This window comes from Candidatus Ornithobacterium hominis (genome assembly GCF_951229915.1).
Classification (GTDB): domain Bacteria; phylum Bacteroidota; class Bacteroidia; order Flavobacteriales; family Weeksellaceae; genus Ornithobacterium; species Ornithobacterium hominis.
On record NZ_OX579588.1, the window covers coordinates 1,428,507 to 1,450,000 of the forward strand.

A 21,494-nucleotide genomic window follows, 5' to 3' on the forward strand; every position below is an offset into this window, starting at 1 on the left:
TATGAATTACATTGAATATCATTTTATAACTCGCCCCGCACAACCGTGGACAGAAATTTTAATCGCTCGGCTGAGTGAAATAGAATTTGAAAGCTTTGAAGAAACACCAGAAGGTTTCAAGGCTTATATTTTACAAGATTTTGACGATGAAAGCTTTGTGCAAGAAATCCTTGGAGAAACTGATGAAGCGCAAATCAGTTATGAAAAAAAGAAAATTGAACCTGTGAATTGGAACGAGGAATGGGAGAAGAACTTTCATCCTGTAAATGTAGATGACCAATGCTACATTCGAGCAGAATTTCATGCCCCCCATCCTACTTCGCTTTATGAAATTATCATTCAGCCCAAAATGTCTTTTGGTACAGGACATCATGAGACAACGCATCTCATGGTACAATATATTCTAGAAAAAGATTTCACCAAGAAAAGTTTGCTAGACATGGGCACAGGGACTGGCGTTTTGGCTATTCTCGCTAAAATGAAAAAAGCACAGCACGTCGTGGGTATTGATATTGACGAGTGGTCGTATGAAAATGCGAAAGAAAATGCTGCAAGAAATCATGTTGCTATTGAGTTTTTAAAAGGCGGTGCAGAGAGCATTCCTGCAGAAAAATTTGATTTTGTTCTAGCCAATATCAATCGAAATATTTTGATGCAAGATATGAATTTCTACCTGCATGCGCTGAAAAATGATGGCATTTTGCTCTTGAGTGGCTTACTAGATTCTGATGAAAAAATAATGATTAATTTTGTAGAAAATTTTGGCTTACAATTTGTTTCCACCAAATACCGTAACGATTGGATTGCCTTAGAATTTAAAAAAAATGAAGATTAATTTTCAACATAAAACGGAAAAAGAAATAGACGTTCTTTCATTAGAAAAAGAATTAAATAAAATTATCCTTTACAATGATGACATCAATACGTTTGATCACGTCATAGAAAGTCTGATTCACGTTTGTGAGCACAATGAATTACAGGCCGAGCAGTGTGCTATGATTGTACACTATAACGGCCGATGTGATGTGAAAAGTGGTTCGTACGAAGATTTAAAACCCCGATGTTCTGCTTTACTAGAACGTGGTTTATCGGCAGAGATTGTCTAGATGAGTTGTATTCTCGCTATCGATTACGGCAAAGTACGCACGGGTTTAGCCATCACAGACCCGCTGCAAATCATTGCTAGCCCGCTAGATACGGTCTCTACCTCACAATTATTCCTCTACTTAGAGCAACTTTTTTTGACTGAAAAAGTAGAAAAATTAGTGGTAGGATTACCTATGCGAGCACACGGTGTAGCAGGTGAAATCGAAGTCGATATTCAAAAATTCCTAAAGGCTTTCAAAAAAAAATACCCAAAAATTGAAATTTACAGAGAAGATGAAAGTTATACATCTCTCCGCGCTGCCGAAGCTTTGGTCTTGGGTGGGATGAAAAAGAAAAAACGCCAAAAAAAAGGAATGCTAGATAAAGTCAGCGCAACTATTATACTGCAATCTTTCATGAAAAATCAAAAATAATTACCTTTGTCTCCCAAATTATTGAAATAATGATTTATGATATCCGCGCCTACGGCGACCCTATATTGAGAGAGAAAAGCCAAGCCATTTCATCAGACTATCCACATCTAGATGAGATTATAGAAAACATGTTTGAAACCATGTATGACTCTAATGGAATCGGCTTAGCTGCACCGCAGGTTGGGCTTCCTATTCGTTTGTTTATCATTGATTTATCACCATTCAAGGATGACCAAGATTATGCCGATATTGCCGAGGAATTAGCTGAGTTTAAAAAAGTATTCATCAATGCAGAAATCATTGACGAAAAAGGGGGGAAATGGAAGTTTAATGAAGGGTGCTTGAGTATCCCCAACATCCGAGAAGATATCAGCCGTCACGCTGAGATCACTATCAAATATTTAGATGAAAATTTTCAGCCACATGAAGAAGAATTTAATGATATCTTTGCACGAGTCATTCAGCATGAGTATGACCACATCGAGGGCATTCTTTTTGTAGATTACCTCAGTAATTTCAAGAAAAAATTAATTCATAAAAAATTAGAAAAAATCAAGCGCGGAAATGTGAAAGTTAATTATAAAATGAGATTTCCTAAGGCTTAAAAAATTTTAAATAAATAAAGTATATGAAGATAGATAAAGTAATTGCAATTAGCGGAAAACCAGGCTTATACCATCTAATATCACAAACCAAAAGCGGTTTTATCGCAGAAAATTTAGATGACGGAAAAAAAACTAACGTGCCAGCGAGCTACAATGTCAGTCTTTTGAGCAATGTAGCTATTTACACTACAACAGAGGAAGTCCCTTTGGCAGAAGTTTTTAGAAAAATTTATGATAAAGAAAACGGTGGTGAGACCATCAATCACCGTTCACCAGAGGTTGAGTTAAGAAATTACATGGAAGAAGTTTTACCAGACTATGATAAGTCACGTGTTTACCACTCTGATTTGAAAAAATTGTTCCAATGGTACAATATCTTACTGAGAAAAGAACTTTTAAGCAGTTCAAAAGAGCAAAAAGCGCCCAAAACTTCTGAAGAAGAATAAATGCACAGCAGAGAAGAGCAAACTCAGGCGTTCCACCGCTTGCTAGACATCATGGATGAGCTACGAGAAAAATGCCCGTGGGATCGCAAACAAACTATGGAAAGCCTATACCATTTGACCATCGAAGAGACTTACGAACTGGGAGACGCTATTCTCAATAATGATTTAACTGAAGTGAAGAAAGAACTGGGAGACCTCTTTCTTCATTTGGTTTTTTATAGTAAAATCGGTGAAGAAAAAAATGCCTTTGATGTCGCCGATGTCCTAAACACGATTGCAGAAAAACTCATCTTTCGGCATCCGCATATTTACGGCGATGTAGAAGTCAAAAATGAAGAAGAAGTCAAGCGCAACTGGGAACAATTAAAAATGAAAGAGGGTAGGAAATCTGTGCTTTCTGGCGTACCCAAAGGCTTGCCCGCTATGGTGAAGGCCATGCGAATACAAGAGAAGGTGAAAGGCGTGGGGTTTGACTTCTCAAATGGCGATGAATCTTTTGCTAAAATTCAGGAAGAAATACACGAACTGCAAGAAGCCGATGAGGAAAACCTAGAAAATGAATTTGGCGATATTTTATTTTCTATAATCAACTACGCTCGTTTTCTCCAGCTCAACCCAGAGTCGGCGCTGGAAAAAACCAACCAAAAATTCAAAAATAGATTTGAATGGATGGAGGCTGAAATTCAAAAAAATGGACTGTCTTTTAGCGACCTGAGTCTAGAAGAAATGGATGCCTATTGGGAAAAATCTAAACAAAAAAATTTTTAAGGCTTAAAAAAATTGGAAACAATTTCTATTCAAAAAATCAGTCAGCAATTCAAGAATCAAAAAGATTTTGAAAATATTATTCATTTTTTGAACCAAGAAGAACCTCAGCATTTGCAATGCAAAGGATTAATTGGCGGAGCTTTTTCTTTTTTTGCACATCAACTTTTTATAGCAACGCAACGCTCATTACTCTATATTTTTGATGACGCTGAAAACGCAGCATATTGCCTGAACGAACTGGAAGATTTGCTCGACAAAGATCAAGTGCTTTACTTCCCAGCAAGTTATCGCCGACCCTATGAAATTGAGGAAATCAATAATGCTAATGTAGTTTTAAGAACTGAGGTGCTCAATAAATTATCTTCTTCTAAGAAACCAAGGATTATCATCACTACTTCTAATGCTTTAACAGAAAAGGTCGTTACAAAAAAATCACTCACCGAGAAAACTTATCGGCTAAAAGTTGGTGATGAAATTTCAGTCGATTTCTTGAATGAAATTTTATTTTCTTTTGATTTCAAAAGGACAGATTTTGTGACCGAACCAGGCGAATTCTCGGTGCGTGGTGGAATTATTGACGTTTTTTCTTACGCCGATGAGAAGCCGTATCGCATTTCTTTTTTTGGTGATGAAATCGAACGCATCAAATCTTTTGATTTGGAAACTCAGCTTAGCACAGCAGAGGTGAAATCATTCGTCATTGTTCCGAATTTAGAGAATAAGTTAAATACCGAAAAAAGACAATCTTTCTTGGAATTTTTAAATTCAAAAACGCTTATTTTAGGGCAAAATTTGATTTTAACTAAAAGTTTAGTTCAATCAAATTTCGAGAAATCTGAGAAGGCTTTTGAAAATTTAAACTCAGAAATTCAACATAAAAACCCAGAAGATTTATTTTTAAAGGCTGAAAATTTCCTTACAGAAATTTCAAATTTTGATGTGTTAGAATTCTCTGCCCAAACCTTACTCTCACCACACGCTAAATTTTCATATTCGCAAACGCCTCAGCCAGCGTTCAACAAAAAGTTTGACCTCTTGATTGATGCTTTGCAGGAACAAAGTAAAGGCGGTTTTAGAAATTATCTTTTTTGCTCCTCGGCCAAGCAAATTCAGCGATTTCAAGAAATTTTTCAAGACATCGGTAGAGAAGTTCAGTTCACACCAGTACTAGCGAGCATTCATGCGGGGTTTGTAGATAAAGATTTAAAAATAGCTTGCTTTACCGACCATCAAATTTTTGAACGCTACCATAAATTTAATTTAAGAAATAGTTTTTCTAAAAAAGAAAGCCTCACACTCAAGGAATTGACTAGCCTGCAGGTTGGCGACTACGTGACGCATATCGACCACGGCTTGGGCAAATTTGGTGGGTTGAAAAAAATCAATGTCAACGGAACGATGCAAGAAGCCATCAAACTGGTTTACAGAGATAATGATATTTTATATGTCAGCATTCATTCTTTGCACAAAATTGCTAAATATACGGGTAAAGACGGGCAAATTCCTAAAGTGAATAAATTGGGTTCGCCTGCTTGGAAAAATTTAAAAAATAAAACCAAGAAAAAAGTCAAAGAAGTTGCTTTTGATTTAATTAAACTTTACGCCAAGAGAAAATTAGATAAAGGTTTTGCGTTTGCTCCTGATACTTACTTGCAAAACGAACTAGAAGCGAGTTTCATCTACGAAGATACGCCAGATCAACTCAAGGCAACCGAAGATGTGAAAACCGATATGGAGAGTGAGCAGGTCATGGATCGTTTGATTTGCGGTGATGTCGGTTTTGGGAAAACTGAAGTGGCTATTCGTGCCGCATTCAAAGCTGCAACGGATGGAAAACAGGTAGCTGTGCTGGTTCCTACTACAATTTTGGCTTTTCAGCATTATAAAACATTCAAAGAACGTTTAGCAGATTTTCCTGTTCGGGTGGAATACCTTAACCGCTTCAAAACAACAAAGCAAAAAAATGAGATTTTAAAGGATTTAGCTGAAGGGAAAATTGAAATTCTCATCGGTACACACCAGATTGTTGGCAAAAAAGTGATTTATAAAGATTTAGGCTTATTAATCGTTGATGAAGAACATAAATTCGGGGTTTCCATCAAAGACAAACTCAAAACTTTAAGGTCTCATTTAGATACACTTACACTCACTGCAACACCAATACCACGAACTTTGCAATTTTCCTTAATGGCAGCTCGGGATTTGTCTATCATCAGAACTCCCCCGCCCAATCGCCAGCCTGTGGAAACAAAAATCATTGGGCTGAACGAGGAACAAATTCGTGATGCGGTTTTCTATGAATTGCAACGTGGTGGGCAAGTTTTTGTTATTTTTAACCGAATCAATGGACTGAAAGAAATGGCAGGAATGATTCAGCGCCTAGTGCCTGAAGCCAAAATTGCTGTCGGCCACGGGCAAATGGACGGGAAAAAGTTAGAAAAAACTTTGCTGGATTTCATGGACGGGAAATTTGATGTCTTGGTTTCTACCACGATTGTAGAAAGTGGTGTCGATGTGCCAAATGCTAACACAATGCTGATTGTGGATGCGCAAAATTTTGGTCTGGCAGATTTGCACCAAATGCGTGGGCGCGTGGGGCGAAGCAACCGAAAAGCATTTTGCTACCTCATCACGCCTCCACTCGTTACTTTGACGGATGAAGCACGCAAAAGATTACAGGCCATTGAGCAATTTACAGATTTGGGCTCGGGATTCAATATTGCAATGAAGGATTTAGAAATCCGTGGAGCAGGAAATTTACTGGGTGCAGAGCAGTCTGGCTTTATGGCTGAAATGGGATTTGATACGTACCAAAAAATACTAAACGAAGCGATAGAAGAATTGAAATATTCTGACGAGTTTAATTATTTATTTCAAGATGAATTAAAAAGAAAAGAAGATTATGTTTCTGATTTTAATTTAGATGCTGATTTAGAATTACTGATTCCAGACCATTATGTGAACAACGTAGAAGAGCGAATGGCGCTTTATAACGAGCTAGCACAAGTTGAAAATCAAAATCAACTGAACCAATTCAGAGAAAATCTAATCGATCGGTTTGGGAATTTGCCTACACAAGCTCGTGATTTACTAAAATCTATGGAATTAAAGTGGCTTGCAGAAAAACTGGGCATGGAAAAAATCGTTCTGAAAAATGGAATCTTCTTGGGTTATTTTATCAACAATCCTCAGTCGCCTTTTTATCAGAAGCCAGTTTTTCAAAAAATCATGCAATTTCTAAGTCAAAATCCTAACTTTGGTATATTGAAAGAGAAGAAAGTAAGAGGGCAAGAGTTTCCTAGTCTACTTTTGCGAGTAGAGCAAGTCTCGACTATTGATTTGGCTTATCTAAAACTGGAAGAAATTTCTAAAGCCTTATAAATTTTTATAATCGAAGAAAATTTTTTAAGCCTTAAAAAAAATTGGTCAAAAAATATTTAAAAAAAAGCATCGAATTCTGGGAAAACAATTTCTTAGAAAGTCCTGAAAATCTATGGGCACTACGCATCAGTTTCAGTGCTATTTTGGCTTTGGGCATTTTTTATTTATTAGGAATCCCAAAAGCAGGGCTGACTGTGAGCATGGGGATTGTTGCCACCGCTTTGACTGAGAATGATGTCCACATCAAATCCAGTTTACGCTCTACGCTTCTTATTGGGTTTTTATTCTTCATTTTTTCATCTTTAGTTCAATTGCTATTGCCCTACCCTATTATTTTTGGGGTATTTTTGGTCTCTTCTAGCTTTTTCATCATGCTAGCAGGGGAACTAAAGTCCAAATACAATCACTTAGCCTTTGGCTCTGTTTTAATTATTCTCTACTCTATTTTTATTTATCAACCTGAGGCTGATTGGTTTAGAATTCCTTTCCTTTTTGTAGTTGCAGTGATTATTCATATGGCAACTTCCATTGTCATTTTATTGCTCAATCCTTATCAAAATCTACAAAATGAGCTAGCCAACGCTTATCAATTACTAGCTAAATACCTGAGAATGAAATCCAAATTCTTCCCTAGCTCTGCAAATGAGCAGGAAGAAATTAGAAATGAATTGGCGCTAATCAATATTCAATTATTTTCTCAGTCAGAAAAAATTAAAAATATTTTACAGCGTTTGGGGCAAGAGCTGAACCTTCATCAAAGGACTAAATTCAACCAATACGTTTCTGAATGGAATCAACTGCAATTACTGCACGAGCGAGCCGTCTCTAGCCACGAATCTTATGATTCCATCAGCCAAAATGTGAATTCCTCTCTGGTGGTAGCGGGCTTGGGTAAAATGTTGAGAGAACTCGGTAAAGCCAGTGATGAATATGCCCGAAACATTTTGAAAAAAAACACCTTCCAGTCCTCGCCAAGTCTCCGCTGGACGTCTAATGCCTTAGAGCTACTCTTGCACCAAAATTTGTGCAAAGATCAAGCTTCAATTAATTATCTGTGGAAAAACATCAAATCCATGGAAGAAACATTTGAAGCACGCCATACCCCAGCTAATATCAATTTAGAATACACCTTTGATGAAAAAAAATGGCGAGATTTATTCTCTCCCAAAAACAGTAAATTCAGGCATGCCGTTCGCCTAAGTGTTTGTTTTGCTGTTGGTTACACACTTATGAATGTTTTCAAAATCGAGCAAGGAGCTTGGATTATCCTAACTTCTCTCATTGTATGCCAACAAACTTATGATGCTACACGCCAACGCTTTTTTAAAAGAATCATCGGGACTTTAATGGGAGTCATCATTGGCATCACCTTATCTCTCCTAATGCCCACGACTGCAGGGCAAGTAGTCATTTTGATTGCCAGTATGTTTATATTTTTCAAGTACTTAAGGGGAAATTACATCATTGCTGCCATTTTTATCACCGTTTACGTTTTAGCCGTTTACAACCTCTTGCAGGGGACTGGAGTGCAGGTAATGACTCCCAGAATCATCGATACCCTTATCGGCTCTGTAATTGCCTACCTTTCCATCCGCTTCATCTGGCCAGAGTGGCAGTATAAAAATCTAAAAAATTTACTAATCAAAGCGATAGAAAAAGATAAAATTTACTTTGAAAGTGTGATGAATCAGCAAATTTCAACACAAGAATATTTGCACCACCAGCGAAACGCTCACCGTGCAGATAATCAATTGGCTCAAGTGTGGAAAAGTATGCGGATCGAGCCAAAATCGAAACAAAAACTCATCACCCCAGCACGGAATTTTACTTACCTCAATCATACTTTATTAAGTTATATTTCAGCGCTGGGCGTGCATCGTAAAAATTTGAATTTCAATGAAAATGACTTTTTCATCAAAAATCAAATCATTAAACTTCTAGATGAAATCTTGCTCCACCTGCAACTAGGGAATCAAAATTCAGTACCCACTGAAACATCTTTTATTTTACCAATAGAAAAGCTAAAAGATACTGAGAATCTTTTGTTTCTTGATAATATTTTAAAACTAAGTCAAGAATTGAAAGAAGCGGGCGAACATATTGAATTTTAATTTTTTTTTAAGGCTTAAAAAATTTTGTGAAACTCCTTGCTCGCGTTTAGAAATTCATTACCAATGGCAATGAATTCCAAATAAGCTTTTCTTCCGAAATCTCTGATTTTTCTATTAAAAATTTAATCCATAAAATTTTCTAAGCCTTAGGATATTTTCCTGAAAAATTTTACCTTTAAAAAATGGAAAATAGAATTTGTCAACTTTTTGGTATTCAGTATCCCATCATACAGGGGGGGATGATTTGGGCGAGTGGCTGGGAATTGGCCTCTGCAGTGTCTAACGCTGGCGGTTTAGGCATTTTGGGTGCTGGTAGCATGTATCCTGAGGTTTTGAGAGAGCATATTCTTAAAACACAAAAGGCTACAAGCAAGGCCTTTGGTGTGAATTTGCCTTTGATGTACCCCAATATCGAAGAACACATCCAAATCATTATTGAGAATCAAGTAAAAATTGTTTTCACCAGTGCAGGGAATCCGAGTATTTGGACTGAGAAACTTCAAAGTCATGGCATTAAAGTGGCCCATGTGGTCAGCAGCATCAAATTTGCTAAAAAAGCAGAAAATGCTGGGGTAGATGCTATCGTTTGTGAAGGGTTTGAGGCTGGCGGCCATTTGGGGAAAGAGGAAACAACGACTTTTTGCCTGATTCCTGATATTGCACGAAATATCGAGAAACCTTTGATTGCTGCTGGAGGCATCGCTACTGGAAAACAAATTTTAGCCGCAATGACTTTGGGCGCAGATGCTGTGCAAATGGGGACAAAATTTGTGGCAACTCGGGAAGCTTCTGTGCACCAAAATTTCAAAGAAAAAGTCAAAAGCTTGAAAGATGGCGACACCTACTCTACCCTAAAAGAAATTGGCAATGTGCGCTTGGTGAAGAATAAATTTTTTGATGAAATTCAGCAAGCTTATTCCAGCCATGCGAGCAAAGAAGATTTAATAAAACTTGCAGGGGAAAGACGTGCAAAACAAGGTATGTTTGAAGGTAATTTAGACGAAGGTAAACTAGAAATCGGGCAATGTGCCTCTTTGGTAGATGAGATTCTGAGCGTGGATGATGTTTTTAAATCACTGATTGAAGAGTTTAATTCTGCTAAAAAGGAAATGAATTGTTTGGATTTTTTTTAAAGGCTTAAAAAATTTTTAGATTTCATTAAATTTTAAGGAAATTTTTCATATCATTGTGCTCTAATTTTTCTTTACAAAAGAGGTTTCTATGTTTGTTATAAATTTTGTTTCAAAAACTTGTGAAAACTTTATAGATTTCGTATCTTGTAGTCTATTAATTTATTACAACACAACACAACACAACACAACACAACACAACACAACACAACACAACACAACACAACACAACACAACACAGACTTAGAAAATATTCCCCCCTTAACAAAAAGGAAATCCTTGTAGATGGCTTTGCGCTACCTGCAAGGATTTTTTTATGCCCAAAATTTTAATGATGGGAAACACGATTAAAACCATACTTGCAATTCTATTACTGCTTTGTTTAGCACCGATGCCCTATGGCTACTTTCAGTTGGTGAGGCTGGCTTCTCTTGTGGGTTTTGCGTATTTGGCTTATACCTCTTTTTGTGAAAAAAATAATCCAGCGTTGGGCATTCTCTATATTTTTTTAGCGATACTCTTTCAGCCGTTTGAAAAAATAGCACTCGGCAGAACTTTATGGAATATCGTAGATGTGCTGGTAGCGGTGTTTTTAGTGATTCAGATAATTCAGATAAAGAAAGAAAAATGAGAATATTATTATTAATGATTTGTGCCACACTAATGATAAGCTGTGGATATAATGAGAAAAAAACAGATTTACAAGAAGCTAATTTAAAAGGTAGGGTAAAATCTGTGAGAGAAATTCCGTATGATGCTGTTGAAAAATTTGGCAAAGTAGAGAAAGGAATTATGAGAGAATTTGCATTTGAGAATGCATATGTATTATACAATGAACAAGGCCATATAGTAGAGGAAAATAGGTACAATGCTGATGGTAGTTTGGATAAAAAATGGACTTATCAATATGATAATAAGGGTAATAAAGTAGAGGAAAATTGGTACAATGCTGATGGTAGTTTGGATAAAAAATTGACTTATCAATATGATAATAAGGGTAATATAGTAGAGGGAAATAGTTACAATGCTGATGGTAGTTTGGATGATAAATGGACTTATCAATATGATAATAAGGGTAATATAGTAGAGAGTAATAGGTACAATGCTGATGGTAGTTTGGATTTCAAATGGACTTATCAATATGATAATAAGGGTAATATAGTAGAGAAAAATTGGTACAATGCTGATGGTCGTTTGGATGATAAATTGACTTATCAATATGATAATAAGGGTAATATAGTAGAGAAAAATTGGTACAATGCTGATGGTCGTTTGGATAAAAAATGGACTTATCAATATGAATATGATTCCAAAGACAATTGGACTCAAAGAAAAGAATATGAAAATAATAAGCCTAATACAATTACAGAGAGAAAAATAGAATATTATAAATAGTAGCAATATTTTTAATCATTCAATTAAAAATAAATAAAATATTAATCACAAAAAATTAAATATTATGGCACTAGACAATCTAATCTCGTTAGAATTTTCTGAAGAAGAATTACAGAAAATCAACACCGCAATTCAGGAGCTTCACAACATCATCAAGACAAAAGCAGTGAACCTCTCCCCAGAAGAAAGAAGACAATACGGTAGCATTGCCGATAGAAACAAAATTTTTGTAGACAAGTGCAAAGCCTTTATGGAGCAAGATCCCAGCTTGTTGCCACGCACCATAGATAAGGAGGAGTTTGATAAAGACTATACCGCCAGAGGGCAGGTAGAAGAACCTTTGAGAAAATTGGCAAGAATTACAGAAATGTTTTCGGATACCAAAATTCTTCTGGATTTTGATAACTACAATGCCGCTATTGCATACTATAAGTATATGAAATATTTAGCGAGCGAAAACGAACCAGGAAGCGATACCATCTACCGCAGCCTAAAACAGCATTTTTCTGGCGGAAGGGTTGCTGAAAAAGAAGATGAACCCAAAGGTGGTATAGTGAAAAATATACTGCCAAAAGCAGAGTAAAACACATTTCAAAAATGGATTTTAGTAGGTTTTTAAAGTGGTTTAACTAGGTTCAGAAATGTATTTAACTAGGTTCAGAACCTACCTCAACTAGGTTAAAAAGGCTATTGAATAGGGTTCGGAAGTGTATTTAACTAGGTTCGGAACCTACCTAAATAAGGTATAAAACCTACTGAAATACATTACAAAACCTATTGAACCCCATTTTAAATAAAATATGAAACAGATAATAAAAATAGGGCTATTAGCTATGGCGACTATAAGTATGAGCAGTTGTACAGAAGTTTGTAGATAAAAATAAAGTGGAATGAATAATACAACAGAACTGGTTTCTGACGAAAATATTTCTAAATATATGAAATCTGTAGAGCAAGGAAATGCTAAAGCTCAATACCATTTAGGGAATTGTTATTATAGTGGTCAGGGCATGGAGCAGTCTTATGAAAAAGCATTCTATTGGTATAAAAAGGCTGCTAAACAAGGCTATAGACGAGCTGAGTATAACTTAGGTGTTTGTTACGCCCGAGGTGAAGGTGTTGAAAAATCAGAGAAAAAAGCTTTCTATTGGCACAAAAAAGCTGCTGAACAAGGATTGGCAGAAGCTCAGCTAAATTTAGCTAAGTGTTATTTTTTTTGCGAAGGGGTAGAAATGTCATTTTATCAAACCAATTATTGGCTACGAAAAGCTTATAAAAATGGTAATAAAGAAGCAGGTGAAAGACTTAACATGCTTCAGGAAAAATTTGTTGGAATATTTAATTTGGAAATATGAAATCTTTAGAAAAATTTAGAAATGTATTTTTAATACTATTTAGTTTAGTACTATTCACGAGTTGTTCTTCTGTAATGTTAGTAGGGGATAGTACAGCCAAAAGTATTGATAGTGTAGGAGACTTCCTTGGCGTTTACATAATGTTGCAATTATCTATCTTTATAATGGGGGTATTGTTGTCGTTCTTTTTAGGAGGGTTTGGCTATGTTGTGAGCGTTATAGCACATTTTATTTGGGTAGTATCTGAGAGGGACTATGGTTTCTTCACAGTTCTACTGTTGTTTAGCTTAGCATCAATAGTTCCCTTTCTGCTAAATATTTTAGTAGCATTAATTAAAAATAAAAATTAATAAAAAATGAGCTGGATATTAATTATTGTAGTATTAGGTGTAACTTATTTTTTATACATAGGATATAAAGGGAATAAAGACATCAAAAATGTTGAAAAATATGGAGGTCTGAAAATAAAATATAACACCTTGATTGAATTAATTATGGCAAGAAGCTCTACTACCAGACTTCAACAAATTAATTCAAATAATATAAGAATCACATCTACAGGGATGATGTTTAAACTCATAGAAATAGATAAAAAAATACAAATCACTTGGGATTGGCATTCATTCACTACAGGAAAAATACATAGGCTAGTTTGGAAATTTGATGAAAATCAAGATCAAAACGTGATGTATGAAACCATAAAACGTGACATTAGTATTCAAAATCTTTTAGATGATGGATTGACTAAGCGAGAAGCTGAAAATTATTTAAAAAATATAAATAATTAATAAAAACAAAATTTATGAACAAAGTAGGCAAAATAATCGTATTTGTAGTCGTTTCTTTTATAATTGTTTTTGGACTGACAGTATTAAAAGCAGCGAATGGAGGAGCTATCATGTGGCTTAGTGCATTAGCTATACCATTAATTTATAGAAGTTTATTCAAGAATAACAAAAAAGATAATAATAATGATAATGATATTACATTGAAAAAATAATGATACCGAACCACTATAGCACACTTGGTGTAAATCCTTATGCTACAAAATCTGAAATTAAAAAAGCATATAGAAAATTAGCATTATTGTATCACCCAGATAAGAACAATAGCCCTGACGCACATCATCAATTTATTTCAATTAATGAAGCTTTTCAGATATTGTATGATGAAGAAGCAAGAGCAAAATATGACAAGGAATATGATCGTTATTTTGGAAAAAAAGGAAATTACAAAAGTGATAAAATAAATGATAGAGCTGAAAATTCAAACACAACTCAATCATGGAATTATTCCATGTATGAAGATGAGAAATTAAATCAATGGACAGAAAATGCTAGAGAGCAAGCTGAACGATTTGCAAAGATGGCTTTTGATGATTTTTCTAAATTACTATTAGGAGTCGCAAAAGAAACAGGCTTTTATTTGGGAAATTCCATTTTGGTAATGATAGGTGGATTGTTGTTTATGAGTGGCGTTGGAAACATTATTTTAGGTATTTCAAATGGTAATATCCCAGTAGTCATCCTTGGCTTATTCCTTTTATTATTAGGCTATTACACATATAAATTATCATCAAAGAAAATAGAAAATCATAACGTATAATTAAAAACAAAATTTATGAGCGAAAATAGGATTCTTAATGATTCAAATGATACAGTAGAAACAGAAAGAGTGACATTCAATCAATGGGGTAAAGAGTTTGCCCAAGCAACTAAATGTAATCCAAATTCTATTCAAAATGGACTAAATGAAGTTTATAGCGATTTTTTGACCAAACAACAATTAGATGAAAATGCAATAAAAAATAAAATTGATAAATTGAATGAAGATATTGAAAAACTCAAACAAAATTCTGAGGAAAGAAGAGCTAATAATGAACATCTTTCAATTGAAAATCAAAGACTAAATGATTTAATAGATGAAAAGAAAAATGAAATTCTTGAATTAGAAAATGAAATTTTAGAAATAACTGGTGGTAGGAGAAAACAAGATAAATCAAAGTTAAATTTATATGCTACATTTTCAATAATAAGTCTCATAGGAACACTATTAGCGTATATGGCTACTTTTGGGAGTGCAATATTGGGCTTAGAAGAAGGTGATCAGTTCATTAGGGGGGCTGTATTCTCTGATTTAGTTGAAGAAGGTATTGGAATACTTGTTTTTGCTATTTTTATTTCTATTATACCGATTGCATGTGGATATTTTTATGGTAAATTTAAAAGAGATAAAAAAATAATTGCTTCTATAGCCACATTAGGAATTGTGCTAATAGTGGATTTAATTATTGGTTATAAATTGGCAGAAACAATTTACAACAGAGGTTATGAAGATGGTTTATATTCACAACCTTGGCAATTTGATTTTTTTGTAACTGACGCTCATTTTTGGATAGTCTTATTAATAAACTTTGCAATGTATATGACTTTTAGTCTTTTGTCAAATGCTTACTTTGAAGAGGAAGATAGATTGAGCCCAAATTCGCAAGTAGAGCAAACTAAAAATAAAATTTCTTTGCTAAAAGAAAAAATGGAAGAATTTAGAAGCTCTATAGTAGAGAACGATAAGCAAGTAAAGTCAAATTTATCAGAAATTGAAAGAAATAAAATAAGCATAGATAAGAAGGAAATTGATATTGAAGACTATAAAAATGGTAGATTACCATTGAATATAGTTTATTTGAAACAATTGATAGCAGAATTTTTAAAAGGATATCAATCTTATGTGAATTTAATGATTGAAAACACTAATAGAGCAGAGGAAATAGTCAAAAAAGTTTTAGAAAATGCAGAAAATTGGTTTGTAAAAAAAGAATCTGATGGCTGGAGTAAATCAGTAGAAATAAAAACAGATAAAAATTTCTTTGGAATAAATTTAGATAATCATGAAGTTAATTAAAAAGTATAAGTTTTTTATTGTTGTATTACTCCTTCTTGGCGTATTTGTAGCTATATTCAGCCTGAATACTTCCAAAAGTAAGGAGGCAATAAAACAAATGAGAAAAGCATCTAATCAAGAGCAAGTAGAAAATATTTGGAATAAATATATAGATGATATTAATAGCAATAACGGTAGAGAAAAGTTAATTAAATCTGTAAAAGAAAAATTAGCTACTATGAAACTTTCAGATAATGATATTGCAGAATGGCATAATAAGTTCAGAGTTTATTCAGATACCAAACCAGCACTCAATCTCATTATTGTTCCTGATTTATCTTTTCGTATTAACCAAATTCCCAATACCGCTAAATATGATAAAGAAATCATAGAAAAAATATATGAAGAGTTCTTCAAAAGAGCGAAAAATAATAAATCAAAAGATAAACTAGTTCTTGAAGTTACAGATCAAAGCCAAGCCAATGGGATATTTGGTGATATTGCAAAAGGTTTAACTATAGATTTAACTAATAGAGAAAACAACCAAAGGGCATTGGATTATTTAAATGAAAAAGAAGCAAAATTTAAAGATAATTTAAATGAATTATATAAAACTGCTCTTAAAAATACATCAGGTGCAGATTATGTATATTATTTCAAAAGGATTTTGCCTGATAGAATTAAAAAATCAGATATCAATACAGAGTATATTAATAAAGTAATTATTTTAACAGATGGTTATTTAGAAGCAAATAATAAAATATATACTAAAATTGAGGACAATAATGTTTGGAAATCAGCAGTAGCAAATGGTAGTCATGTAGATTTGTTAGAAGAAAATAATTTATTTATTCCAAACATGAATTATACATTGCCTAATACTGAAATTTTAGTTTTAGAAATTACAGAAAGAGACAATGGAATAGGTTGGCACAAAGAATTTTTATCAGCTTATTGGAAAAAATGGTTTAAAGACATGAATGTTCAAAACATCAATGATAATAATGATGATTTCTTTAGACTACACAATAACAATACTGATGAAACAATCAATATTGTTCGTGAATTTTTAAAGTGATAATCAACAAATCATACTTGAATAACCTCTCACAAAATCGGACTAATCCTCCGATTTTCTTATTTTAGCAAAATGAAAGGATGGATTTTATTGATGTTGGTGAACGTATTCGCTTGTCAACCAAATGGGAAGAAAATTAGTCAGGCAGAGCCAGCCAAAGTTGCTAAGCTTACTGCAGATAGTTTGCAGTTCAAAGCTAAAGTTATTGGTGTTACAGATGGCGATACGGTGGAAGTGCTTTGGGATAGCATCCCTACCAAAATCAGGTTAGCTCATATTGACGCTCCCGAGAAAAGAGGCTCTCAACCTTTTGGTATGGAAGCCAAAAAAATGTTATCTGATTTGTGTTTTGGGCAAGAGGTAATGGTGGTTTCCAAAGGAAAAAACGGACGAAGAGATAGAAGCCAACGCCTAATTGCGGTGATTAAAAACCAAATCGGAGCAAATTGTAATTTAGCAATGGTGAGAAATGGTTTAGCGTGGCATTATGTGAAATTTTCTACCGATAGCGTTTATTCAGTTTTAGAGGCTGAGGCTCGTGCTAAAAAGTTAGGTTTATGGGCAGAGCCTAATCCCGTCGCGCCCTGGCTTTGGCGGAAAAAGAAAAAATCCCCCTAAAATTTATTTTTTTTAAAGGCTTAAAAAATTTTTCAAACCCTAAGCAAGATTGATTTTCATTTAGAAAAAAATGAACTATTAAATTGTAAATCTTTATAAAAAAAGCTTATCTTCATCTAAAATAAAATCTGTTATGAAAAAATTACTCGTGCCCGTTGATTTATCCAATATTACCGATGAAATTATTCGGCAATCCATTCATTTTGCTCAAGATTTGTCTGCTGAGATTATTTTAATTCATGTCGTTAGCTTAGACGTCGGGTTTATTTTAGGCGAGGTTGGCTTTCAATATTTACCAGAATTGGAAGAAACCGCTCTAGAAAAAGATGCGGTTCATCTCAATAATTTAAAAAATCAGATTGAAAAATCAGGAGTCAATTGTAATTCATTCCTGAAACAAGGCATCCCTGCAGAAATCATTTTAGAAACGGCAGAAGAAATAAAACCGTATGCCATTGTGCTTGGGTCAAAAGGTCATGGAAATCTATATAATGCATTGGTAGGCAGCGTTTGCCATGATGTTATAAAGGAATCAAAATTTCCTGTTTTCGTCGTTCCAAATTTAGATTAAATTTAATATGCAAATGTTTTTTTAGCCAAATCAATTTACTGATTTTCAATTAAATGAACAACTTTTTCTTTTTTAATTCATAATGCACAGCGGGTTTATTCTAATTTTAAGAGCCTGTTTAAATCTCAAACAAGCTCTTAGTGGATTCTAAAAAAAAGATTTTAGTAAGCTTTTGCAAATAATACCCGTTGCTGGCTTGGCTTCCCAGTGAAAATGCATTTACCTTCTTCTTTTTCTGCTTCTAACGGGATGCACCGAATGGTCGCTTTCGTTAATTCTTGAATTTTCTCTTCGGTTTCTGTAGTCCCGTCCCAGTGAGCACTCACAAAACCGCCTTTGTTTTCTATAACGTTCTGAAACTCATCCCAAGTATCTACTTTTGTAGTTAATTCTTGTTTATTATCTTTTGCTTTTTGATAAATATTTTCATCGATTTCTTGCAGAAGGCTTAATATATGCTCCACTGATTTTTCAAGGCTTATAAAATTTTTATCTCCAGTATCCCTTCGGGCAACCTCAATTTGATTTTTCTCTAAATCTCTTGGTCCCATTGCTATTCTCACCGGTACACCTTTCAACTCATATTCATTGAATTTCCAACCTGGCTTGAAGGTATCTCTATCATCAAATTTCACCGAAATGCCTTTTGACATTAATTCAGATTTTAGCTGATGAGCTTTTTGGGCTACTAAATTTCTTTGTTCATCATTAAAGTAAACTGGGACAATTACTACTTGAATGGGCGCCAGTGTAGAAGGCAGCACCAAACCTTGATCATCTGAATGAGTCATAATCAAGGCCCCCATCAGTCGTGTAGAGACACCCCAGCTGGTAGCCCACACATATTCTAAATCTCCGTTTGCAGTCGCATATTTCACATCAAAAGCTTTGGCAAAATTTTGCCCCAAAAAGTGTGATGTCCCCGCCTGCAAAGCTTTCCCATCTTGCATCATCGCCTCGATGCAGTAGGTTTCTTCTGCGCCAGCAAATCTTTCTGATTCTGTTTTCAGACCTCTGACAACAGGAATTTTCATGAAATTTTCTGCGAAATCGGCATAAACATTCAACATCAATTCTGCTTCTTCTATTGCCTCGTTCTTGGTTGCATGTGCTGTATGCCCTTCTTGCCATAAGAATTCGGCTGTTCTGAGGAATAATCTCGTTCTCATCTCCCAACGCACCACATTTGCCCACTGATTGACTAAAATAGGTAAATCTCGGTATGACTGAATCCAATTTTTGTACGTATTCCAAATAATGGCTTCTGATGTAGGGCGCACCACTAGTTCTTCCTCTAATTTAGCTTTGGGGTCAACTCTCAGCTTCCCTTTATTATCGGGATCTGCCTCCAAGCGATAGTGTGTTACCACCGCACATTCCTTGGCAAAGCCTTCTGCATTTTTTTCCTCAGCTTCAAAGAGTGATTTTGGCACAAATAAAGGGAAATAAGCATTTTGATGTCCAGTATCTTTAAATTTTCGATCTAATTCCTGCTGAATTTTTTCCCAAATAGCATAGCCATAAGGCTTAATGACCATGGAGCCTCTTACCCCTGAGTTTTCTGCCAAATCGGCATTAATGACTAATTCGTTATACCATTTGCTATAATCTTCTTTACGTTTTGTAAGTTTCGCCATCTATTTGATTTATAATGTTTTTAATATTCTCTAATTCTAAGTTAACACTAAGTGGCATAAGTTTTGACATAATATTAACAAAGCCAAAATACGTTAATCTTGTATAATTTGGTAAATTTAGCGAAGAAATTATCAATACAATGAGTTTAAAACTAAAATATTTAAAAAATCTGCAAATGCCAGTATTACTCGGTATCATTGCAGTAAGCTTTGCGTCTTGCATGAGCACGCAAACTTTTGCTAATAGAGAATTTGATGGAATCTACTCTTCACCAAGTGACAGAACTTATCAAGAAAGTAAAAATCAAATTAATAATGACCGAATCGTGAGATTGGGCGGGAAGTATTTTGATAAAAACACGCAAGCTCCTCAATCTTTTGAACAGGAGATCTATCAAAATGACCCTATCGCTTCTGTCGTAGATCCCTATCAGAATGACTACATCCAATGGGGAAAATATCAGGGAACAGAGATAGACTATGGATTTAATTCTTATCCGTATGGTTTTAATTTTGGATTCCATTCAGGGTTTTATTTCCCCAATCGTTTAAGTTCATATTTTGGATTTGGTTTTGGTTATCCTAGATTTGGAGGATTTTATAATCATGGTTTTTACAATCCTTATTTCATGAATTATTATGATTTTTATGCCTTTAATCGCTTTTATAATCCTTATCCTTACTATGGCTACACTTACCCTTATTCAAGATTTTACGGATATGGCTATGGTGGCTCTTACTACCATGGGGATAACTCTAATTTTGTAAGGCCAATTCCCGCCACGAGAGGTAAGGGAATGACGAGCAATGTAAATAGTATTAATCTTTCAGGTTTTTCAAACAATCCAGGAATCATAAGAAGAGGAAGTGACGTTAACATGACTAATTCTACTCCCAGTTATTGGAACTCTAGCGATACCAACTTAAGAAAAAGAAGCATCAATGAAGTGAATACTTCTAATTCACAGCAAAGACAGGCTTATGATAGAAACTCTATCAGAAATCAAAGAAATCAGGATAGAGTGATTTACCGAAGAAGCGATGTAAGCACCAATAGAGCTTCAGATTTTAACACATCTCGCTCTTCCAATTGGTCTAATTCTTCATCAAATACAACGTCAAGCCCAGCAAGAAGTTCTGGAACAGGAACAAGAATAAGAAGATAATTAACATGAAAAAAAATATATTTTTATTAAGTACATTATTTTGCACTACAGGGATTTTTGCGCAAAATAAATTAAATCTAAATTACGTTGAAAACTTATATCATGCTACTGATAACGGGAGTTTAACGGGAACTTCCAGATACAAAGCTCTAGGTGGAGCGATGGGGGCTTTGGGTGGTGATTTCAGTGCTACTCAAAAAAATCCAGCTGGAGCTTCTGTTTTCTTAAACTCAGAAGTAACTGTTACTGCAGGGACGAATTCCACTCACCTAGAAGCCAATGGGAACAATAGTGATAAAACTAATCGTTTTAATTTATCACAAGCAGGTGGTGTTTTGGTTTTTAACGATTTAGCTAGTGAAAACTTCAGAAATTTTGCGATTAGTTTTAATTATGAAGAATCTGTTAATAACGAAAATTTCAATAAAACTACAGATTTAAAGTCTACAAATTTAAACGGCTTTGTAAATGATCTAACTTCAAAAATTTCTAATACAAATTTTTCATTTGCCGCGAATTACCGAGATAAACTCAATTTTGGTTTAGGTTTTAATGCAAAACAATTTGAAAGCTTTCGCTACAATGCATTAAGCGAATATGACCCTGTGGATAATAATAATTTTGTCTATACACAAGATCATTCTCCCAATAGTGTAGTCGGTAGTGGCTTCTCTATCACTGCTGGTGTAATAGGACGCATCACACCTGAATTCAGATTGGGGCTAGCTTATGAAACACCTACTTGGTACAAAGATTTGAATGAAAATTCTTATGAATATTTTATTGAAAAGGGAACCAATAACTTCTTTGCTGGTCGAGATACAAAGTATTAT

General features: G+C 34.5%; 24 protein-coding genes (1 of these 24 only partly in view). 23 read left to right on the forward strand and 1 reads right to left on the reverse strand.

Annotated elements, in window-relative coordinates; genetic code table 11:
- The first annotated feature begins 1 nt into the window (after position 1).
- From prmA to QOX03_RS06820, 21 genes are all read left to right on the forward strand, one after another.
- Complete coding sequence (gene prmA / locus QOX03_RS06720; protein ID WP_283670525.1) at positions 2 to 835, forward strand: 50S ribosomal protein L11 methyltransferase; 834 nt, start codon at positions 2 to 4, stop codon at positions 833 to 835.
- On the forward strand, positions 825 to 1,106 hold the full coding sequence (locus tag QOX03_RS06725) for an ATP-dependent Clp protease adaptor ClpS (protein WP_283670526.1): 282 nt from the start codon (positions 825 to 827) through the stop codon (positions 1,104 to 1,106). The genes prmA and QOX03_RS06725 overlap by 11 nt, the downstream gene beginning before the upstream one ends.
- A complete protein-coding gene (ruvX, locus tag QOX03_RS06730; RefSeq protein ID WP_283670527.1) occupies positions 1,107 to 1,520 on the forward strand; it encodes a Holliday junction resolvase RuvX in 414 nt (137 codons plus the stop codon).
- A gap of 29 nt (positions 1,521 to 1,549) precedes the next feature.
- Entirely contained in the window at positions 1,550 to 2,125 is a 576-nt protein-coding gene (gene def / locus QOX03_RS06735; RefSeq protein WP_283670528.1) for a peptide deformylase, read from the forward strand.
- 23 nt (positions 2,126 to 2,148) lie between these two features.
- Positions 2,149 to 2,571, forward strand: coding sequence for a DUF5606 family protein (locus QOX03_RS06740; protein WP_283670529.1), 423 nt, complete (start codon positions 2,149 to 2,151; stop codon positions 2,569 to 2,571).
- Positions 2,572 to 3,339, forward strand: a complete 768-nt coding sequence (mazG, locus tag QOX03_RS06745; protein ID WP_283670530.1) for a nucleoside triphosphate pyrophosphohydrolase — start codon at positions 2,572 to 2,574, stop codon at positions 3,337 to 3,339.
- A 12-nt stretch (positions 3,340 to 3,351) separates the two neighbouring features.
- Positions 3,352 to 6,720 (forward strand): transcription-repair coupling factor, encoded by a 3,369-nt coding sequence (gene mfd, locus QOX03_RS06750; RefSeq protein WP_434800599.1) that lies wholly within the window; start codon positions 3,352 to 3,354, stop codon positions 6,718 to 6,720.
- A gap of 41 nt (positions 6,721 to 6,761) precedes the next feature.
- Positions 6,762 to 8,831 carry an FUSC family membrane protein gene (locus tag QOX03_RS06755; protein WP_283670531.1) on the forward strand — a complete coding sequence of 690 codons (2,070 nt, stop codon included), beginning with the start codon at positions 6,762 to 6,764 and terminating at the stop codon, positions 8,829 to 8,831.
- 182 nt (positions 8,832 to 9,013) lie between these two features.
- Positions 9,014 to 9,964, forward strand: a complete 951-nt coding sequence (locus QOX03_RS06760) for an NAD(P)H-dependent flavin oxidoreductase (RefSeq protein WP_283670532.1) — start codon at positions 9,014 to 9,016, stop codon at positions 9,962 to 9,964.
- A gap of 313 nt (positions 9,965 to 10,277) precedes the next feature.
- Positions 10,278 to 10,592 carry a DUF6804 family protein gene (locus tag QOX03_RS06765; protein ID WP_353616888.1) on the forward strand — a complete coding sequence of 105 codons (315 nt, stop codon included), beginning with the start codon at positions 10,278 to 10,280 and terminating at the stop codon, positions 10,590 to 10,592.
- Entirely contained in the window at positions 10,589 to 11,356 is a 768-nt protein-coding gene (locus tag QOX03_RS06770) for a hypothetical protein (RefSeq protein ID WP_283670533.1), read from the forward strand. The genes QOX03_RS06765 and QOX03_RS06770 overlap by 4 nt, the downstream gene beginning before the upstream one ends.
- A gap of 64 nt (positions 11,357 to 11,420) precedes the next feature.
- Positions 11,421 to 11,939, forward strand: coding sequence for a hypothetical protein (locus QOX03_RS06775; protein WP_283670534.1), 519 nt, complete (start codon positions 11,421 to 11,423; stop codon positions 11,937 to 11,939).
- Positions 11,940 to 12,246: 307 nt separating this feature from the next.
- Complete coding sequence (locus QOX03_RS06780) at positions 12,247 to 12,711, forward strand: tetratricopeptide repeat protein (protein ID WP_283670535.1); 465 nt, start codon at positions 12,247 to 12,249, stop codon at positions 12,709 to 12,711.
- Complete coding sequence (locus QOX03_RS06785; protein WP_283670536.1) at positions 12,708 to 13,061, forward strand: hypothetical protein; 354 nt, start codon at positions 12,708 to 12,710, stop codon at positions 13,059 to 13,061. The genes QOX03_RS06780 and QOX03_RS06785 overlap by 4 nt, the downstream gene beginning before the upstream one ends.
- 6 nt (positions 13,062 to 13,067) lie before the next feature.
- A complete protein-coding gene (locus tag QOX03_RS06790) occupies positions 13,068 to 13,499 on the forward strand; it encodes a hypothetical protein (protein ID WP_283670537.1) in 432 nt (143 codons plus the stop codon).
- A gap of 14 nt (positions 13,500 to 13,513) precedes the next feature.
- Complete coding sequence (locus QOX03_RS06795; protein WP_283670538.1) at positions 13,514 to 13,711, forward strand: hypothetical protein; 198 nt, start codon at positions 13,514 to 13,516, stop codon at positions 13,709 to 13,711.
- Positions 13,711 to 14,316 (forward strand): J domain-containing protein, encoded by a 606-nt coding sequence (locus QOX03_RS06800; protein WP_283670539.1) that lies wholly within the window; start codon positions 13,711 to 13,713, stop codon positions 14,314 to 14,316. Before QOX03_RS06795 ends, QOX03_RS06800 begins: the two co-directional genes overlap by 1 nt.
- 15 nt (positions 14,317 to 14,331) lie before the next feature.
- Positions 14,332 to 15,612 (forward strand): hypothetical protein, encoded by a 1,281-nt coding sequence (locus QOX03_RS06805; RefSeq protein WP_283670540.1) that lies wholly within the window; start codon positions 14,332 to 14,334, stop codon positions 15,610 to 15,612.
- On the forward strand, positions 15,599 to 16,669 hold the full coding sequence (locus QOX03_RS06810; protein ID WP_283670541.1) for a hypothetical protein: 1,071 nt from the start codon (positions 15,599 to 15,601) through the stop codon (positions 16,667 to 16,669). Before QOX03_RS06805 ends, QOX03_RS06810 begins: the two co-directional genes overlap by 14 nt.
- Before the next feature lie 72 nt (positions 16,670 to 16,741).
- The gene (locus QOX03_RS06815) at positions 16,742 to 17,287 is read left to right on the forward strand and encodes a thermonuclease family protein (RefSeq protein WP_283670542.1); all 546 of its coding nucleotides are present in this window, start codon (positions 16,742 to 16,744) and stop codon (positions 17,285 to 17,287) included.
- A gap of 133 nt (positions 17,288 to 17,420) precedes the next feature.
- Positions 17,421 to 17,858, forward strand: a complete 438-nt coding sequence (locus QOX03_RS06820; protein WP_283670543.1) for a universal stress protein — start codon at positions 17,421 to 17,423, stop codon at positions 17,856 to 17,858.
- Positions 17,859 to 18,019: 161 nt separating this feature from the next.
- On the opposite strand, the gene proS is transcribed toward QOX03_RS06820, so the two are convergent.
- Positions 18,020 to 19,495 carry a proline--tRNA ligase gene (proS, locus tag QOX03_RS06825; RefSeq protein WP_283670544.1) on the reverse strand — a complete coding sequence of 492 codons (1,476 nt, stop codon included), beginning with the start codon at positions 19,493 to 19,495 and terminating at the stop codon, positions 18,020 to 18,022.
- Between the two features lie 176 nt (positions 19,496 to 19,671).
- Here proS and QOX03_RS06830 point away from each other — a divergent pair, with 176 nt between their 5' ends.
- On the forward strand, positions 19,672 to 20,661 hold the full coding sequence (locus QOX03_RS06830; RefSeq protein WP_283670545.1) for a hypothetical protein: 990 nt from the start codon (positions 19,672 to 19,674) through the stop codon (positions 20,659 to 20,661).
- A 5-nt stretch (positions 20,662 to 20,666) separates the two neighbouring features.
- Positions 20,667 to 21,494 carry the 5' portion of an OmpP1/FadL family transporter gene (locus QOX03_RS06835; protein WP_283670546.1) on the forward strand. Its footprint extends 579 nt past the window's final position, so 828 of the gene's 1,407 nt are visible here — the first part of the coding sequence; the start codon lies at positions 20,667 to 20,669; the stop codon falls past the right edge of the window.

What these genes read in the sequence shown, in the direction of transcription:
- prmA (WP_283670525.1), top strand. Translation starts at nt 2, where the DNA reads ATGAATTACATTGAATATCATTTTATAACTCGCCCCGCACAACCGTGG.
- QOX03_RS06725 (WP_283670526.1), top strand. Translation starts at nt 825, where the DNA reads ATGAAGATTAATTTTCAACATAAAACGGAAAAAGAAATAGACGTTCTT.
- ruvX (WP_283670527.1), top strand. Translation starts at nt 1,107, where the DNA reads ATGAGTTGTATTCTCGCTATCGATTACGGCAAAGTACGCACGGGTTTA.
- def (WP_283670528.1), top strand. Translation starts at nt 1,550, where the DNA reads ATGATTTATGATATCCGCGCCTACGGCGACCCTATATTGAGAGAGAAA.
- QOX03_RS06740 (WP_283670529.1), top strand. Translation starts at nt 2,149, where the DNA reads ATGAAGATAGATAAAGTAATTGCAATTAGCGGAAAACCAGGCTTATAC.
- mazG (WP_283670530.1), top strand. Translation starts at nt 2,572, where the DNA reads ATGCACAGCAGAGAAGAGCAAACTCAGGCGTTCCACCGCTTGCTAGAC.
- QOX03_RS06760 (WP_283670532.1), top strand. Translation starts at nt 9,014, where the DNA reads ATGGAAAATAGAATTTGTCAACTTTTTGGTATTCAGTATCCCATCATA.
- QOX03_RS06765 (WP_353616888.1), top strand. Translation starts at nt 10,278, where the DNA reads ATGCCCAAAATTTTAATGATGGGAAACACGATTAAAACCATACTTGCA.
- QOX03_RS06770 (WP_283670533.1), top strand. Translation starts at nt 10,589, where the DNA reads ATGAGAATATTATTATTAATGATTTGTGCCACACTAATGATAAGCTGT.
- QOX03_RS06775 (WP_283670534.1), top strand. Translation starts at nt 11,421, where the DNA reads ATGGCACTAGACAATCTAATCTCGTTAGAATTTTCTGAAGAAGAATTA.
- QOX03_RS06780 (WP_283670535.1), top strand. Translation starts at nt 12,247, where the DNA reads ATGAATAATACAACAGAACTGGTTTCTGACGAAAATATTTCTAAATAT.
- QOX03_RS06785 (WP_283670536.1), top strand. Translation starts at nt 12,708, where the DNA reads ATGAAATCTTTAGAAAAATTTAGAAATGTATTTTTAATACTATTTAGT.
- QOX03_RS06790 (WP_283670537.1), top strand. Translation starts at nt 13,068, where the DNA reads ATGAGCTGGATATTAATTATTGTAGTATTAGGTGTAACTTATTTTTTA.
- QOX03_RS06795 (WP_283670538.1), top strand. Translation starts at nt 13,514, where the DNA reads ATGAACAAAGTAGGCAAAATAATCGTATTTGTAGTCGTTTCTTTTATA.
- QOX03_RS06800 (WP_283670539.1), top strand. Translation starts at nt 13,711, where the DNA reads ATGATACCGAACCACTATAGCACACTTGGTGTAAATCCTTATGCTACA.
- QOX03_RS06805 (WP_283670540.1), top strand. Translation starts at nt 14,332, where the DNA reads ATGAGCGAAAATAGGATTCTTAATGATTCAAATGATACAGTAGAAACA.
- QOX03_RS06810 (WP_283670541.1), top strand. Translation starts at nt 15,599, where the DNA reads ATGAAGTTAATTAAAAAGTATAAGTTTTTTATTGTTGTATTACTCCTT.
- QOX03_RS06815 (WP_283670542.1), top strand. Translation starts at nt 16,742, where the DNA reads ATGAAAGGATGGATTTTATTGATGTTGGTGAACGTATTCGCTTGTCAA.
- QOX03_RS06820 (WP_283670543.1), top strand. Translation starts at nt 17,421, where the DNA reads ATGAAAAAATTACTCGTGCCCGTTGATTTATCCAATATTACCGATGAA.
- proS (WP_283670544.1), bottom strand. Translation starts at nt 19,495, where the DNA reads ATGGCGAAACTTACAAAACGTAAAGAAGATTATAGCAAATGGTATAAC.
- QOX03_RS06830 (WP_283670545.1), top strand. Translation starts at nt 19,672, where the DNA reads ATGCCAGTATTACTCGGTATCATTGCAGTAAGCTTTGCGTCTTGCATG.